The organism is Peribacillus sp. NPDC096448 (assembly GCF_044762675.1).
Classification (GTDB): domain Bacteria; phylum Bacillota; class Bacilli; order Bacillales; family DSM-1321; genus Peribacillus; species Peribacillus frigoritolerans_B.
This window is the reverse complement of sequence record NZ_JBIWEU010000001.1, coordinates 111,875-129,189: the sequence shown is the minus strand read 5'-3', so window position 1 is coordinate 129,189 and position 17,315 is coordinate 111,875. Positions and strand designations below refer to the sequence as shown.

The following is a 17,315-nucleotide window of genomic DNA, read 5'->3' as shown; positions in this document are numbered from 1 at the left end:
TTAAATCACTTTTGCTTCACTGCGTAATAATTGAACAAGCTCGCTAACTTGAGCACTGATTTCACCGTCCAAAACTTTTCCAGCTTCTTTTTTAGCAGGAAGGTAAATTTCAATCGTTTTTGTTTTTGCCTCAACATCTTCTTCTTCCAAATCCAGGTCATCCAATTCCAATTCTTCAAGCGGTTTTTTCTTCGCTTTCATGATTCCTGGCAATGAAGGATAACGTGGCTCATTTAGCCCTTGTTGAGCTGTCACCAACAATGGAAGAGATGCTTCGATCGTTTCGGAGTCCCCTTCGACATCACGGATAACGCTTACATTTCCATTTTCTATGTCCAGTTTAGTAATGGTTGTAATATAAGGAATTCCCAAAATTTCGGCAACGCGTGGTCCCACTTGCCCAGAACCGCCATCGATTGCAACGTTCCCTGCAATGATTAGATCGGCATTTTTATCTTTTAAGTATTCGCCTATAATTTTGGCAGTCGTGAACTGGTCGCCATTTTCTATGTCGTCTTCTATATTTATCAATACGGCTTTGTCAGCACCCATTGCCAGCGCTGTGCGTAATTGCTTTTCAGCCTCTTCCGTTCCGACAGAAATAACCGTAACTTCTCCGCCTTGTGCATCACGTACCTGGATTGCTTCTTCAACTGCGTACTCATCGTATGGATTAATGATGAATTCTGCTCCATCCTCATTAATTTTCCCGTTGGATAGTGTGATTTTTTCTTCTGTATCAAATGTTCTTTTCAGCAGTACATAAATGTTCACGATAATACCTCCCGAATGATTTGAGTTTTGAAGATTATGAATTTTATTGATATATAGTAATGTTCTACAGATTTCATCAAAATCCTGCATGATATATAAAAATAGTTATTTATGCCGAATGATCATTTCCCTTTGAATACAGCTTCCCTTTTTTCAATGAAAGCGGCGATTCCTTCCTGTGCATCAGCAGTATCGAAAGCCTGGCCAAAGAGGGCGGCTTCCCTTTCCACACCTTTATGGTAGGAATCATGCTTGGAATAATTCAATAACTCAATGGCCGACTTTAATGCCAGCGGGCTTTTCTTAGCAATTTTATTGGCTAGTTCCTTAGCTTTCGGAATCAGTTCTTCATCCGTGAAGGCATGATTCGCCAATCCGCATTGCACAGCTTGGGTACCTGAAATCGGTTCACTTGTAAACAGCATTTCAGCCGCCTTTGCCATGCCTACATAACGAGGAAGACGTTGCGTCCCGGCAAACCCGGGGATTAAGCCCAACTGCAGTTCAGGCAAACCAAGTTTAGCCCTTTCGGTGACTAAACGGATGTGACAGGCCATAGCCAGCTCCAATCCCCCGCCAAGCGCAGCTCCATGGATGGCTGCAATGACTGGCTTTGGAAAAGATTCGATTTTCTCAAATACAGATTGACCATTCTTGGTCAGCTTCTCGAAAGCTTTCCCGTTTTTCACTTCCGTAAACTCTTTAATGTCTGCTCCTGCAGAGAAGAATCTTCCTTCTCCATGAAGAAGGACAACCCGTACGGCTTCGTCTTTCTCAAATTGATCGAAGGCCTGCGAAAGCTCTCCGATGATAGCCGAAGAAAGTGCATTTGCTGGTGCATGATCAATCGTTATAAAAGCGACATGATTTTCGACAGAAAGCTTAAGATATTCCATATCAATCCCTCCAGGCATGCTAGTCAAACTTTTTTGAAAATTCCATATGTATCACTTCCAGTTAAAGCTAGAAGCAGAATTAACCGATTCTTTCGAGGATGGCTAGCCATCCTCTATTAAAATCGTTAACTTTTCAGGACACAGCCGCCAATTAGCAGGCGGTGAACGTCTGGTGCAAGGTCAGGAAGCGAATACTTTTGCTCATTCATGACCCAAGTCGTCACAGTTTCATCAATCGTTCCAAAAATCATCTGCCTGGCAAGTAAATTATTTAAATCAGGCAAGAATTCGCCGTTCTCTTTTCCTTCTATAATGATCTGATCGATTAAATTTAAATACCCTCTTAACACATCATTGATTCTAAGGCGCAATTCTTTATTCGACTGTCTTAATTCCAACTGGGTGACAATTGCTAAATTCACGTCTTCTGAAAGGTTTTGAAAATGTTTTTGGATGAGCACATGCAGTTTTTCCGAAGCAGTGGTCTTTCCTTTTAGTTCTTCTTCGATCTGTTCCACAAAATAGCCCATCTTTTCATGGAATAATGATATTAAGATATCTTCTTTATTTTTAAAATAAAGATATATGGTGCCATCCGCTACGCCTGCCTGCTTGGCGATTTTGGATACTTGGGCTTGATAGTAACCGTTTTGGGCAATGACAATAACGGCCGCATCAATAATTTGATTATACTTTGGTCTGTTGCTTTTCACTGGATGTCCCCTTTCAGAAAAATGAATGAACCATCATTCATATTTCTATCATAAAATGACGGCCCTTTACTGTCAAGCAAAAACTTCTAGGTCCTGCCATTCCACTTCTGTTCATTGTACAGCCCCCATCCATAGCTTGTCCAGCTGTTTTGCAAAACGGAGCCCTCTTCCGCTGCTCCGTTAAAAGGGGATGCTTGTTTAAGCTTCTTTTCTTTCCTCGGACATTTTTTTCTTTTCTTCCTCGATAAGGACTCTTCTCAGGATCTTTCCTATCGTCGTTTTAGGAAGTTCATCCTTGAATTCATAGCTTCGCGGCACCTTATAGGAAGCCAGGTTCTTTCTGGCAAATTCATTCAATTCCTCTTCAGTGACCCTGGCATTTTTTTTCAGTACGACATAGGCCTTGACGGTCTCACCTCGATAAGGGTCAGGGATGCCAGCCACAACCACTTCCTGTATGGCCTCATGCTCGTATAGCACCTCTTCCACCTCACGTGGATATATATTGAAACCGCCTGCAATGATTGTATCCTTTTTCCTCTCTACCACATAAAAGAACCCCTGCTCATCCATATAACCCAGATCGCCAGTAAGCAGCCAGCCATTTTTAAAGGTATTTTCCGTTTCATCCGGACGGTTCCAATAACCTTTCATTACCTGTGGTCCTTTTATGGCAATTTCGCCTATTTCATTCGGAGGAAGCTCTTCATATGATTCCAGCGACAGAATCGCCGAGTCAGTGTCTGGCCACGGAAGTCCAACGCTCCCTTTTACACGCGGCTGATCCCAAATGAAATTAGCATGGGTCACCGGTGAGGTTTCTGAAAGTCCATAGCCTTCAACAAGCTTCCCGCCGGTAATTTTCTCAAACTGCTCTTGAACCTCTAAGGGCAATGATGCAGAACCGCTTATACAGGCATTGATGGAAGAAAGATCATATTTAGCGATATCCGGATGGTTCAAGAGACCGATATACATGGTGGGCGCTCCTGGAAACATGGTCGGTTTCTGTTTTTGGATCGTTTTAAGCGTCGCTTCGACATCAAACTTTGGCATGATGATCATGGTGTTCCCTTCCATGACGGAAAGAACCAAGACTGTAGTCATACCGTACACATGGAAGAAAGGCAGAATCGCAAGGATCCTTTCCTCACCGCGCTTATTTTTATAAAGCCATGCATTGCACATTTTCGTATTTGCCAGCAAGTTCTTATGCGTAAGCATGACCCCTTTGGGAAAGCCTGTTGTCCCGCCTGTATATTGCAAAAGGGCAAGGTCATTATCCACATCGATCGGCACAGTGACGACTTCTTCAGTGATCTTTTGTTTCATGATTTCGGAAAATAAATGATGATTCCCTTCATGCTCCACATTGATGACAATGCCGTATTGCTTTTTTTGAATAAAAGGATAGATAAGATTTTTCGGAAAAGGCAAATATTCCTTGATAGCGGTTACAATTATATGTTCTATATCAGTTCTTGAAGCGACTGCTGAGACACGGGGAAACAAAATATCCATTGCTAAGATTATTTTCGCTCCGGAATCTTTCATTTGATATTCTAATTCACGTTCAGTATAGGTTGGGTTCGTTTGAACGACGACTCCGCCAGCTATCAATATCCCAAAAAAGCTTATGACACCCTGTGGGCAGTTAGGAAGCATGACGGCAACGCGTTCACCTTTTTGAAGACCGATACTTTTTAAATAGGCTGCAAACTTTAAAGCAGATTCATGCACTTCCCGGAAAGTTAATTCTTTTCCCTGGAAATGAATCGATACTTTATCAGGGAATTCTTCGGCCGATTCCTTCAAAAAAGAATAAAGAGGTTTATCTTCGTACGACAATACAGCTGGTATCTGTTCAGGATAAATAGCTTGCCAAGGCTTATTGCTCATTTGCCCCCTCCTTCTGAATATTCTCAATACTCTTTATCATTATAATACAATCGGGATTTTCTTACAATTGGCGAATTTCAGAGTCTAAAGACCTTATGATGAGAAGCAGGCCAGCTTATATGTCCTATGCCAACCACAGGGGTAATTGGATGAAAAACAAAAAAAGGAGTAATTCTACCCCTTTCAGAATGCAGAAGAAAATTTATCATCTTTTATGTTTTTCACTTGATTATACGAATGATACCCTCTTTAGATTGAAGAAATTTGCGACACTCCTGCCGAATAACTGGCTAGCCGAGACCCCACAGACGCTTGCGTCGAGGAGGCTTGGCAGACAGTCGGCGGAAAGGGAGCGGATTCCCGAAACCAGATGGAACTTTTTGGAATAATAAATGAAGGTAAATTGGCCTTCTCTAATTTGTTCACGGATCGGGGTGGGGGCATTCCGATCCTCCTTTTTTCGTCTACTGAAAGGAGAGGTTCTACTCCTTAGTTTTAATTCTGTACCAATACTTATATTTTTCTTCAAACCCCAATTTTCCGTACAAGCTTAGAGCAGGATCGTTCGTTTCTATCACCTGAAGATATGCATTTTTTGCTCCGTTTTCTTTCCCCCAATGCAATAGATTACTAATGAGTATTGCACCATTGCCTTGGTTTCGAAAGTTTTTATGGGTAATGATATTGTACAGGCCTATGTATTCGTCTTCCAAAACACCCAGTCCACTTGCTGTCACGGTTCCACCCTCATCAGTCAACAACATAAAGCATGTTTTTGGGATGATATTCCTTAACATCTTTTTCAGGATGGTTTGATCATCATCATTAAGATTACTTAGCAGGCAGAATTCTTGAAACCATTCATCATGTAAATGATCATGCTTTATGACATTGGTTTCATTCGGTGATTCCGTTTCTGCCAAATTCAATACCTGGACACTTGTTGTTCCCTCAAGGGCATACCCAGACTCTTCCAGTACACGATCCAAGTTGATAGGCATTGCCTGTGGAGTCATTTTGTACACTGCCTTATCATTCCTTGCAAAACATAATTGTTCACAATTCATAATTTTCTTTTTCACATTTTCATTCGATGTATAGATGGGGATGATAGAATTCGCCCGTTTCGTATATCCATCCGCAAACCGGATAACCCATCCGTCATAGATTTGCGTTTGCAAGGCCGGCAAAGCATTCAGCGATAATTCTTCAATCTTCTGTATCAATTTGGACTGATCCATATTCCTCCTCCTCTCCAAAAGTCTAATTGACCATTATTATTATATCTTTTAATAGAGTTCAAATAAAAGAAGCGGCACAATGGCCGCTTCAATTGAACAATGTCATATAAATGATTCCAAACAGAAAAAAGATTCCGCAACAAACTATTAAGACTTTTGCAAGTTTCTCCACAGCTTACTCCCTCTCATGAAGGGCATTAAGAAATTCCGGCGCCGATGACAAAAGATAATGCGATTGATATGATCATCGATAGGAATCCAACTGCCCGATTATCTTTTTGTATCTCTTCATCTATTTTAAATCCAGGAGTCATAAATTCAAAAATGAAATAACCGATCAACAGCAGGACAAAACCGTATACGCCCCAGCCAATCATGGTAAGAAGCGAATTCTGATGGAGAATGGACTGTTGGAATACATAGGCGATCCCAAAAATTTTACCACCTGTTGCCAACGCGACAGAAAGGTTTCCCTGTTTGATTTCCTCCCAGTTCTTGTACTTTGTGACAAGTTCAAAAATGGCTAAAAAAACAATCATGCACAGAATAACGACACTGTAACGAGCAGCTATATATACATATTCATTTTCCCACATGTTCTCCATGGTCCAACTCCCGAATGGTAACTAGCCACCCGGCTTGGCTGAATTGCCGGAGTGACCGCTTTCCTTTATTTAAATTCCACCACCGTAACACCTGTTCCGCCTTCACCAGCTTCGCCGAAGCGAATCCTTTTGACAGAGCGGTGATTTTTCAAGTATTCCTGGACCCCGGACCGAAGAGCCCCCGTTCCTTTACCATGAATGATGGAGACACTCGAATAACCGGCCAAAAGAGCATCATCAACATACTTTTCCACTCTTGATATTGCATTTTCAAAGCGTTCTCCACGAAGGTCAAGTTCGACGCTAACGTGATAATCGCGGCCTTTGATTGTGGTAAGCGGCTTTGTTTCTTTTACTTTTGTGCTCTTGATGAATTCCAGGTCAGACTCCTTCACCTTCATTTTCATGATGCCGATCTGAACCTGCCATTCATTATTTGAGACCTTCTCAATCAAGTGACCTTTTTGACCAAAGCTTACGACCTTTACTTCATCTCCAGGTTTCAAGCTTTTATCAAGCGGCCTCGCAGCTTTATTTGATGTTTTTTTCACTTTAGGCGCTGCTTCTTCAAGCCGCTTTTTGGCATCGATCAGTTCATGCTCTTTAACATCGGCATGCTTTTCAAGACGCAGTTTACGTAAGTCGGCAATGATCGCTTCCGCTTCCTTTTGTGCATTTTCAACGATTGCCGCTGCCTCTTTTGCTGCCTTTTCAACCATCGCATCCCGTTCTTCATGGTACTCATCAATTTGCTTTTGCAGGTCTTTATGAAGAATTTCCGCCTGCTTGAGGTGATTCTTGGCTTCCATCTCCTCTTCTTCGGCCTTCTTGCGGCTGTCTTCAAGGGACGCTATCATATTTTCAACTTTATTCGTATCCTCACCAATATGACTGCGGGCGTTGCTTATCACGTTTTCTTCCAAACCAAGGCGCTTCGAAATTTCAAACGCATTACTCCGCCCTGGTACACCGATCAAAAGTTTATAGGTGGGACTCAAGGTTTCCACATTAAATTCCACGCTTGCATTAATGACGCCTTCCCGATCATATCCATACGCTTTTAATTCCGGGTAATGTGTCGTTGCAATCACACGTGCTCCGCGCTTATACACTTCATCCAAAATGGAAATGGCCAAAGCTGCACCTTCCTGTGGATCAGTTCCCGCTCCAAGCTCATCGAATAAAACAAGACTGTCATAATCGACATGCTTAAGGATATCGACAATATTGACCATATGCGAAGAGAATGTACTTAAGCTTTGTTCAATCGACTGTTCATCGCCAATATCTGCATAAACAGAGGAAAACACAGCCGTTTCGGAACCATCCAGTGCAGGGATTTGCAGACCGGACTGGGCCATTAACGTACAAAGGCCAATCGTTTTCAGGGTAACCGTCTTACCACCTGTATTCGGACCGGTGATGACGATTGTCGTAAATTCATCACCAAGAAAAATATCATTGGCCACAACAACATCACTCGGAATGAGCGGGTGTTTCGCTTTGAATAATTTTACGCGACCCTCATTATTCAGAATCGGCTTGGATCCTTTTATCGCTTTTGCATACTTTGCCTTGGCGACAAGGAAATCGATTTGTGCAAGCACTTTGACATTATGAAGCAATTCAGGGGTGAACGCACCGACTTTTTCCGATAGTTCGACCAATATCCGTTCTATTTCCTGAGTTTCCTTCACTCGGGTTTCCTGCAGGACATTATTCAGCTGAACGATTGCTTGCGGTTCAATGAACAACGTCTGCCCTGATGATGATTGATCATGAATGATCCCGCCATATACACTGCGGTATTCCTGTTTCACCGGGATGACGAATCGGTCATTCCGGATGGTGATGATGGCATCGGATAACATTGTTGATGCATTGGAAGAACGGATCATACTTTCCAGTTTTTCCCTAACACGGCTTTCGTTCGTCCGAATTTGGTTTCTTAGGGTACGAAGCTTGTCGCTGGCAGAATCCATCACTTCGCCATGTTCGCTTACTGCAAACGTAATTTCCTGCTGCAAATCAATCAATGGATGAAGGGAATCGATATATTCGGCTAAAAGCGGAACATCAATTTCCTGCTCTGCGAGTTCTTCGAAGAAACGGCTGAGGATCCTGCCGGCACGAATCGTACTCGCAAGTTCCATAAGTTCCATCGGTGAGAGCATTCCGCCAATCTGTGCCCTTTTCGCATGTGGACGGATATCGAAAATTCCGCCCAATGGCAAGTTACCTTTCAACCTTACGATTTTGGCTGCCTCATCTGTTTCTTCCTGCCATCTCGACACTTCTTCAAAATCCGTGGAGGGCATCAATTGCTCTGCCTTCTCTTTTCCTATGGATGAGGATGCGTGTGAGATTAATTGTTCTTTTATTTTATGAAATTCCAATGTCTTTAAAGCTTTATTATGCATGGAGTTAAAGCTCCTCCTTATTTATGGGCAAATAGTTAATCATTTCTCTTTAAAAACGCCAATAATCCATCCGTATCCCTTGCATTAAGAACCGTGGATTCTTTAATCCAGCCCTTTTTGGCTGACGAGACCCCAACAGGCATATGTTCAAGCATGTCGATGCTGTGGGCATCCGTATTGATCACGATCGGAACGCCTGCTTCCTGCGCCTTGCGCAGATGCGGAGGTGCCAAATCCAATCGGTTCGGATTCGCATTCAATTCCAAGGCAGTATTCGTTTCACGGGCCAGTTCGATCAGCATCTCTATATCCACATCATAACCGGTGCGTCTGCCGATGATCCTTCCCGTTGGATGGGCGATGATATCTACATGCGGATTATTCAGAGCCGTTTTTAAGCGCTCCATGATCGTTTCCCGAGGCTGTGAAAAGCTTGAGTGAATCGACGCGATCACCAAATCCATCTCTGCAAGCAGCTCATCGTCATAATCAAGTGTCCCATCAGGAAGTATATCCATCTCTATCCCAGAAAGAACGGTAAAATCAGTGTATTTTTCATTAAGTTCATGGATGATCCGTTTTTGTTCACGTAAACGCTCCGCGGTCAAGCCGTTCGCCACTTTCAGATATTGCGAATGATCGGTGATGGCCATATATCGATACCCTTTTGCACGGCATGCTTCAATCATTTCTTCTATCGTATGAGCCCCATCACTCCATGTGGTATGCATATGCAGATCACCTTTAATGGCCTCTAAAGATATGAGAGGTTCTTTAGCATCATAATGCTCCACTTCCGTTCCGTCTTCACGTATTTCTGGCGGAATGAAAGGAAGGTCAAAATGATTATAAAATTGTTCTTCCGTTTCAAACGTCAATACATCACCGGTTTCAGTCACTTCCACCCCATATTCGCTGATTTTCTCTCCGCGATCTTTAGCAAGCTGGCGCATCCGCACATTGTGATCCTTCGAACCTGTAAAATGATGGAGTGTCGTGATGAATTCCTTATCCTTAACGATTCGGAAATCAACAGAAATATCATATTCATAATCAAGCACGACCGATACCTTTGTATCACCGGCCGCAATCACCTGTTTTATCCCTTTTAATGCAAGCAGTTGATTCTTAACCTCTTCGGGATGATCTGTCGAGATGATGAAATCGAGGTCCTTGATCGTTTCCCTCATACGCCGGATACTGCCCGCCCTGGAAGAACGGATGATGTATTCCATGTTAGCGAGTGCCGTTTCAATATCAGCCGCAATCGGCCTCATGAAGGCAAGAGGCAGCCGATCCGGCCTTGAACCCGCCTCGGCAATTGCAGACAGGATCTTCTCTTCCGTTTTTTTGCCGAAACCGGCAAGTGCCGCGACCCTGCCTTCTACACAGGCGATTTTAAGATCATTCACATCATTGACATGCAGTTCTTTATGAAGCTTGGCAATTTTCTTCCCGCCCAAACCTTGTAGCTGCAGAAGCGGAATCAATCCTTTTGGCACCTGCTCCTGAAGCTCTTCAAGTACAGTCGATTTCCCCTCATTTATATACTCTTCGATGACGGATGCCGTTCCTTTCCCGATTCCATTCAAAGCGGTGAAATCTTCGATCTCCGAAAGGCTCCGGTCATCCGTTTCCAAGGCGCCCGCTGCCTTTCGGAAAGCTGAAACCTTGAACGGGTTCTCTCCTTTTAGTTCCATATATATTGCAATCTTTTCTAATAATTTAATGATATCTTTTTTATTAATTGTCATTTAATTCACCGCCGAAAAAATTAGTAGGGTGTCCCATGTTCACTTTCTTAAAGATACCTTTCTTGGAGGTAAAGTACAAGCAGTCAGATTCTTAACTTTCGAATCAAATAGAAGGAAGATGCATGCTGCTGCATAAAAAGGGGCCTCCCCCGTGTTCAAAGTATAGGAATCCAGGACTTTGAACACGGGAGGCAGGCCCTCTTATACTGACATTAAGATTGTTTTACATCATGAAACCAAAGTTCCTTCACTTGCTCGGAAAGGAACGGCGTATGTTTCACGATCGATTCTGCCAGAAATGAGCCAGTTAATGATTTCTGGATGGAATCCATTGGCAGCATGGCAGCTATATATAATATAATAAACATGATAAGATAGACTTCGAGAAAACCTAATATCCCTCCGCCCCAGCGGTTAAGCTGCTTTAATATCGGTAGATGGGTAATGAAATTGAGCATGGATCCTATCATTTGCCAAAGAATCTTGGCAGCAAAGAAAATGATTGCAAAGGCAATTGCATTGTAATACGCCGTATCAAGCCCGACTGTATCGAAAAACATATTAAGGGTCGAGGAATCACCCATCGTTGGGAACGGAATCCACAATTTCAAATTGGGAGCAAGATCTCCGTAAAATACATAGGCGACGATGAAGGCTACAATGAACCCTGTCATATGAACCGTTTGTAAAATGAAGCCACGCTTTAAACCGATTAATAAACCGATTAAAAGAATGGCCAGAATTGCTAAATCAAGCATGTACTCAGTCCTTCTCTCTCTTTAATTCCAGTTGAAGCTGGTCTAGTTCATCTTTTAATTTAATATATTCATGGATGGTATTCACGGCCGTTAGCACCGCTAGCTTGCTTGTATCCAAGTATGGATTTTTCATCCTGATTTCTCTCATTTTTTCGTCAACCATCGAAGCGACCAGGCGCATATGACTTGCGCTTTCTGTGCCGACGATTGTATATGGCTGTCCGTATATATCAACTGTTGTTTTATTTCGTTTATCGTCTGACAAAATGATGCCCCCAATCTAAACAATCCTAATTCTATCATATCATGAAGTTTTTCGTCATGAAAGAGAGTACATCGTCATTTCTTGCATTAAAATTTCAATAATTTGTCAAACGATATCGAATTCAGGAAGAAGATTACCTATTAAACAAAATGAAGTTAGGAGCTAACCCATTATGTCCCATGTAGTTTTACTTATCAGCCCTGAACAAATAAAGGCGATGAAGTCCCATTATTCTTCATCCTTGGTCGCCAAGCAGCCGCCGGGGAGCATCTTTTCCGCCAAACCGCCGCTTTGTACAGTGACGGCCTATAAATCCGGGAAGGTCCTTTTTCAAGGTAAGAATGCCGAATTAGAAGCGGTAAAATGGCAAAAAGGTTCCACTGCTGCGGCTCCAAAGAAAAAAACGGCATCCTCTGCATCGGTCAACGTCCATCGATACTCGCCGCCTGCAAATATCGGAACCATGTCAGTAATTGGTTCAGACGAGGTCGGAACAGGAGACTATTTCGGCCCGATGACCGTCGTAGCCGTATATGCCAAAAAGGAGCAACTCGCTCTATTGAAGGAGCTTGGTGTCCAGGATTCCAAAAATCTGAAAGATCCACAGATCATCGACATTGCCAAACAGATTAAGGATGTAGTGCCATTCAGCCTGCTCACATGCGACAACCCGAAATATAATGCGCTCCAGGCTAAGGGAATGTCACAGGGAAAAATGAAGGCACTCCTCCATAACCAAGCAATCAAGCACCTCATGCAAAAAATCCAGCCAGAACAAGCGGAAGCCGTCCTTATTGATCAATTCGCTCAACCAGAGGTGTTTTTCAATTACCTAAAAGGCCAAGAACTATTCCAAGCTAATGCCACCTATCTATGCACAAAAGCGGAAGGGATCCACCTTGGAGTAGCAGCCGCATCCATCCTGGCCCGATATGCATTCGTCAAACGCTTTGACTTGCTGAGTGAAAAAGCCGGATTCAAAATCCCTAAAGGTGCCGGATTTGCAGTCGATGAAGCGGCCGCAAGATTGATTCACGAAAAAGGAATCGATTCATTACACGAATTCACGAAAACCCATTTTGCCAACACGGAAAAAGCGAAGCGGCTATATCAACAGAAATATCAAAAATAGAAGAAAGCGGCTGATCTTCCTGAACAGCCGCCATTTTCTCGTGAGTTTGTGCGGTTTACCCGTGAATTCACGCCGTACTTGTGAGTTTACGCGGTTTTTTATCGTGAATTTACGCCGTTTACTCGTGAAATCCAAAAAGACAGCTCCCCATGATTCAGGGAGCTGTCTTTTTGGTTTTATCCTCTTAGCTCTGCGCCAGCTTTTTCTTTAACGGCTTCAAGCACTTTATCATGTGCTTTTGTAATGTCCTCGTCCGTTAGAGTACGTTCCGGGTCGAAGTATTTCAGTGAGTAGGCAATGGATTTCTTGCCTTCCTCCATTCTATCACCTTCGTATAAGTCGAAGATGCTCACTTCTTTCAGCAGTTTGCCACCGGCTTCTTCAATAATATCTTGAATGTCCCCGGCTTTCGTAGCTTGATCCACAACGAGCGCGATATCGCGTGTGGTTGATGGATAGCGCGGAATGGTTTGGTAAGCAATCGGCGCGACTTCTGCTTCGGCCAATGCTTTTAAGGAAAGTTCGAAAATGTATGTTTCTTTAATATCCAAGTCTTTTTGGACAGTTGGGTGCACTTGGCCGATAAAGCCAATTACTTCACCATTCAATAGAACTTCCGCTGTCCGTCCTGGATGCATGTCGTTGATTTCCGCTTGGCGGTAACTGATTTGATCAGCTAATCCAAGTGTATCGAATAATGCTTCGATCACGCCTTTGGCTACAAAGAAATCTACTGGTTTCTTTTCACCTTGCCATAGATGCGACTCCCAAAGGCCGGTGATTGCTCCAGCAATATGTTCTTTTTCTTCAGGCAGTTCTTGTTCGTCACGCTTAAAGAATACCGATCCGATTTCGTACAGTGCCAGTGAATCAATTTGGCGGGCATTGTTATATTTCACGACTTCGAGCAATTGAGGCACGATGCTTAAACGCAGCTGGCTTCTTTCTTCACTCATTGGCATTGCTAATCGTATGGATTCTCTAGCTTCCAATGCGAATTGGGACGCTTTTTCCTGGCTTGTAAGTGAATAGGTCACCGCTTGATAAAGGCCTGCGCCTTCTAGTGTACGGCGTGCTTTCCGCCGTTTAATTTGATAGTCTGTCAAATGGCCTGGGGTAGCAGAACCGATTGGCAGTGTAGCGGGAATATTATCATATCCATATAAACGTGCAGCCTCTTCGACTAAATCAGCTTCAATCGTAATATCGCCACGGCGCGTCGGGACAGTGATCGTGAACGTTTCATTGTCAAGTTCCACTCCGAATTGCAGACGTTTGAAGATTGACTCCACAACTGATACGGTCATGCTTGTTCCAAGAAGTGTGTTGATTTTTTCAAGAGTGATGCTAATGACAGCAGGTTCCATTGTCAATCCATCAACCTCTGCTGCTCCTTGTAAGACTGTTCCGCCTGCATATTGTGCAATCAATTGTGCAGCACGTTCTCCAGCTTCACGAACACGGGCCGGGTCGACGCCTTTTTCAAAGCGGGCACTGGCTTCACTGCGTAATCCATGGTCCTTTGAAGCTTTGCGAACTACTGTACCTGCAAAATATGCACTTTCAAGAATGATGTTCGTCGTATCATTTTTCACTTCGGAATCCGCTCCGCCCATCACACCAGCAATCGCAACAGGCTCGCTGCCATTTGTGATCACTAAATGGTCAGGTGTCAAAGTGCGTTCCGCTTCATCCAATGTTACGATTTTTTCAGCATCCTTCGCTCTGCGGATGACGATTTCCTTTGAACCAAAGCGGTCATAATCAAAGGCATGGAGCGGTTGTCCGTATTCAAGCAAAATGTAGTTCGTGATATCCACCACATTATTATGAGGTCGGATGCCTGCAGACATCAATCTAGTTTGCATCCAAAGCGGTGAGGGTCCGATCTTAACATCCTTGATGATTTTAGCCATGTATATCGGGTTATCTTCTTTCGCTTCCACTTTGACACTGATATAATCAGTTGCTTTTTCAGCTGCCTCTTCTTTCTCGACAACCGGCCATTTCACTTCCCGGCCTAGAATGGCTCCCACTTCATATGCAACACCAAGCATGCTCAATGCGTCGGAGCGGTTTGGAGTCAGCCCAAGTTCCAGCACTTCATCACTTAAACCAAGTTCCTCCAATGCATCTCTCCCTACTTCCACATCATTAGGGAAAACGAAGATACCTGTAGCGTAATCCTTGGAAACAAGCTTGGATTCGAAGCCCAATTCTTGAAGCGAGCAAATCATCCCGTGCGATTCCTCTCCACGAAGTTTCGCTTTCTTGATTTTGAAATTACCTGGAAGGACTGCGCCAACAGTAGCGACTGCGACTTTTTGGCCTTTATCGACATTCGGTGCTCCACAGATGATCTGAACGGGATTTTCGGCCCCGATATCAACTTGGCATTTATTCAATTTATCCGCATTTGGATGCTGTTCACGTTCTAAGACATGCCCGATGACGACCCCTTTTAGCCCTTCACTTTTCTTTTCCACCCCTTCAACCTCAATGCCGCTTTTCGTGATTTTGTCAGCTAGCTCCGTCGCATTGATGCCTGAAAGGTCAACATAATCTTGTAACCATTTATATGAAACAAACATGGTAGGTCCTCCTTTTTAAAATAAAAATTTATGCTTCGTGATGGTTGAATTGTTTTAAGAATCGAACATCATTCGTATAGAAATGACGGATATCGTCCACACCGTACTTCAACATGGCAATCCGTTCCACGCCGATTCCAAATGCGAATCCAGAATATTTCTTGGAATCGAAGCCAGCCATTTCAAGGACATTCGGATGAACGATCCCGCCGCCAAGCACTTCGATCCAGCCTGTTTGTTTACAAACGCTGCAGCCTTTACCTCCGCAGATTTTACAAGAAATGTCCACTTCGACGGAAGGCTCCGTAAATGGGAAGAAACTTGGACGAAGACGGATTTCACGGTCTTGCCCGAATACTTTTTTCGCAAATACGTCTAGCGTTCCTTTCAGGTCGCTCATGCTGATGTTCTCATCGATGACCAAGCCTTCAATTTGCTGGAATTGATGGGAGTGTGTCGCATCATCATTATCACGGCGATATACTTTTCCTGGGCAAATGATTTTAACAGGACCTTGACCTTTATGTTTTTCCATCGTTCTGGCTTGAACAGGTGAAGTGTGAGTACGCATAAGGATTTCATCCGTGATGTAGAAGGAATCCTGCATATCACGTGCCGGATGGCTTTTTGGCAAGTTAAGTGCCTCGAAGTTGTAGTAGTCGCTTTCGACTTCAGGACCTTCTGCAACGGTATAACCCATCCCGATGAATAGGTCTTCGATTTCTTCCACGACACGTGTTAATGGGTGTAGATTCCCCTTGTTTACCGGACGTCCTGGAAGTGTGACGTCAATCGTTTCAGTTGCTAGCTTGGCATTGACTGCCGCAGTTTCAAGCGCTTTTTGTTTCTCCTCGATCTTTGTTGCGATCGCTTCCCGTACATCATTGGCTAGTGCCCCGATTTTCGGACGTTCTTCGGCAGATAATTTACCCATGCCGCGCAATACCTCAGTGATTGGCCCTTTTTTCCCTAAATAAGCAACACGGACTTCATTCAGTTCTTTTAATTCGGAAGCGGCGGCAACTTTTTGCAACGCTTCTTCCTGCAGTTCTAGTAAACGTTCCTGCATCATGTCTTCCTCCTTTATTTTCCTTTTGTAAAAATGAACACAAAAAAACCCCGATCCCTAAAGGGACGAGGTTTATGTATCGCGGTACCACCCTTATTAGTGCACAAATAAACTTCTGCACTCACTTCATTAAAAATAACGGCTCTTCACCGGAACATTTTTCAGACAATCTGTCTTCCCAATGCCAACTCGAAAGGTGAATTCACTTAAGCAGTGCCATAAAAATGCTTTCAGTCAAGGCATTTTCTCCCTGGTTATGGTTAACTTTAAGCTACTACTCTTTGTCATCGTCGTTTCATTATAAAATTCTGTTTTATTATATTATAATTCTTCGGCCGTTTCAAATCGATTTTCGTAAATGGTACATTAAAATCCCGGCAGCGATCCCCACATTCAATGATTCGCTTTTTCCGTAGATGGGAATATAGAGGTTTTTAGTCGTTTTCTCCAATAATTCCTTTGATACTCCTTGGCCTTCATTACCGACCAGCAGGGCAAATCGGGAAGACTTTTCCACTTCTTCAAATGGCGATGCCCCTTCTAATGCCGTGCCATAAACCGGTGTGCCGCTTTGCTTCAGCTCATCGATGATTTCGGATAGGCTCCCTTTAATGACAGGCATATGGAAGAGGCTCCCTTGCGTCGAACGGACCACTTTGGGATTATACAAGTCAGCACACCCTTCGCCTAGTATGACCGCATCGATTCCAGCTGCATCCGCTGTCCTGATCATCGTTCCAATATTCCCCGGATCTTGGACGGCATCGATCAACAATAGCTTATCGGGATTGATGGATGCCATGCTCGTTGATTTCTGTTCACAAACCGCAGCAATTCCCTGCGGGGCTTCGGTATCGCAAATCGCCTTCATAATATCATTTTTCACATAAATGAGTTCTGTGCCTTCCACCTTAAAATGGGCAGGCATTTCAGTTTCTTCATTGATGATCACTTCCAAGACGATTTCTTCTTTTAAGGCTTCTTCAACTAGGTGAAAGCCCTCGACTAAATATTTACCTGTTTTATCCCGTTCTTTTTTCGTCAAAAGTTTTTTCCATTGCTTTACTTGCGGGTTTTTTACGGATTCGATATATTTCAAGGGTAAACGCTCCTTTAACTTCACACTGATTTTCCTATTATAACGCAATTCACATACATATTGCATGCGAGTTTGTGAAATGCTATTAATGTCAGTCAT

Annotated in this window: 15 protein-coding genes and 1 other annotated feature; of the genes, 2 read left to right on the top strand and 13 right to left on the bottom strand. The window is 43.4% G+C overall.

Annotation, left to right across the window (positions count from 1 at the left end; genetic code table 11):
• The 4 genes from ACIQ0C_RS00605 to ACIQ0C_RS00590 all read right to left on the bottom strand — a co-directional run bounded on the left by ACIQ0C_RS00605 (position 1) and on the right by ACIQ0C_RS00590 (position 4,282).
• The gene (locus ACIQ0C_RS00605) at positions 1-774 is read right to left on the bottom strand and encodes an electron transfer flavoprotein subunit beta/FixA family protein (RefSeq protein WP_402835259.1); all 774 of its coding nucleotides are present in this window, start codon (positions 772-774) and stop codon (positions 1-3) included.
• Positions 775-896: 122 nt separating this feature from the next.
• A complete protein-coding gene (locus tag ACIQ0C_RS00600; RefSeq protein WP_403055952.1) occupies positions 897-1,670 on the bottom strand; it encodes an enoyl-CoA hydratase in 774 nt (257 codons plus the stop codon).
• A 125-nt stretch (positions 1,671-1,795) separates the two neighbouring features.
• Complete coding sequence (locus ACIQ0C_RS00595) at positions 1,796-2,383, bottom strand: fatty acid metabolism transcriptional regulator FadR (protein ID WP_403055949.1); 588 nt, start codon at positions 2,381-2,383, stop codon at positions 1,796-1,798.
• 198 nt (positions 2,384-2,581) lie between these two features.
• On the bottom strand, positions 2,582-4,282 hold the full coding sequence (locus ACIQ0C_RS00590; protein WP_403055946.1) for an AMP-binding protein: 1,701 nt from the start codon (positions 4,280-4,282) through the stop codon (positions 2,582-2,584).
• Between the two features lie 149 nt (positions 4,283-4,431).
• On the opposite strand from ACIQ0C_RS00590, the gene ACIQ0C_RS00585 reads away from it, so the two are divergent.
• Entirely contained in the window at positions 4,432-4,671 is a 240-nt protein-coding gene (locus ACIQ0C_RS00585) for a hypothetical protein (protein WP_403055943.1), read from the top strand.
• Between the two features lie 93 nt (positions 4,672-4,764).
• On the opposite strand, the gene ACIQ0C_RS00580 is transcribed toward ACIQ0C_RS00585, so the two are convergent.
• From ACIQ0C_RS00580 to zapA, 6 genes are all read right to left on the bottom strand, one after another.
• Positions 4,765-5,523: a GNAT family N-acetyltransferase gene (locus tag ACIQ0C_RS00580; protein WP_403055940.1), complete on the bottom strand. Its 759-nt coding sequence runs from the start codon at positions 5,521-5,523 to the stop codon at positions 4,765-4,767.
• 197 nt (positions 5,524-5,720) lie between these two features.
• A complete protein-coding gene (locus ACIQ0C_RS00575) occupies positions 5,721-6,128 on the bottom strand; it encodes a DUF350 domain-containing protein (RefSeq protein WP_034309012.1) in 408 nt (135 codons plus the stop codon).
• 65 nt (positions 6,129-6,193) lie between these two features.
• Positions 6,194-8,548 carry an endonuclease MutS2 gene (locus ACIQ0C_RS00570; protein WP_403055937.1) on the bottom strand — a complete coding sequence of 785 codons (2,355 nt, stop codon included), beginning with the start codon at positions 8,546-8,548 and terminating at the stop codon, positions 6,194-6,196.
• Between the two features lie 35 nt (positions 8,549-8,583).
• Positions 8,584-10,302, bottom strand: coding sequence for a DNA polymerase/3'-5' exonuclease PolX (gene polX, locus ACIQ0C_RS00565; RefSeq protein ID WP_403055934.1), 1,719 nt, complete (start codon positions 10,300-10,302; stop codon positions 8,584-8,586).
• Between the two features lie 212 nt (positions 10,303-10,514).
• Positions 10,515-11,060, bottom strand: a complete 546-nt coding sequence (locus tag ACIQ0C_RS00560; protein WP_403055931.1) for a CvpA family protein — start codon at positions 11,058-11,060, stop codon at positions 10,515-10,517.
• 4 nt (positions 11,061-11,064) lie between these two features.
• Positions 11,065-11,325, bottom strand: a complete 261-nt coding sequence (zapA, locus tag ACIQ0C_RS00555; RefSeq protein WP_048678967.1) for a cell division protein ZapA — start codon at positions 11,323-11,325, stop codon at positions 11,065-11,067.
• 172 nt (positions 11,326-11,497) lie between these two features.
• On the opposite strand from zapA, the gene rnhC reads away from it, so the two are divergent.
• Positions 11,498-12,457, top strand: coding sequence for a ribonuclease HIII (gene rnhC, locus ACIQ0C_RS00550; RefSeq protein WP_403055926.1), 960 nt, complete (start codon positions 11,498-11,500; stop codon positions 12,455-12,457).
• A gap of 176 nt (positions 12,458-12,633) precedes the next feature.
• Here the strand turns inward: rnhC and pheT are convergent, their stop codons facing one another.
• From pheT to ACIQ0C_RS00535, 3 genes are all read right to left on the bottom strand, one after another.
• Entirely contained in the window at positions 12,634-15,048 is a 2,415-nt protein-coding gene (gene pheT, locus ACIQ0C_RS00545; RefSeq protein ID WP_403055923.1) for a phenylalanine--tRNA ligase subunit beta, read from the bottom strand.
• Between the two features lie 28 nt (positions 15,049-15,076).
• Positions 15,077-16,117, bottom strand: a complete 1,041-nt coding sequence (gene pheS, locus ACIQ0C_RS00540) for a phenylalanine--tRNA ligase subunit alpha (protein ID WP_098370018.1) — start codon at positions 16,115-16,117, stop codon at positions 15,077-15,079.
• 58 nt (positions 16,118-16,175) lie between these two features.
• Positions 16,176-16,414: a binding site (T-box leader), on the bottom strand.
• Between the two features lie 43 nt (positions 16,415-16,457).
• Entirely contained in the window at positions 16,458-17,216 is a 759-nt protein-coding gene (locus ACIQ0C_RS00535; RefSeq protein ID WP_403055920.1) for a TrmH family RNA methyltransferase, read from the bottom strand.
• Positions 17,217-17,315 lie beyond the last annotated feature (99 nt).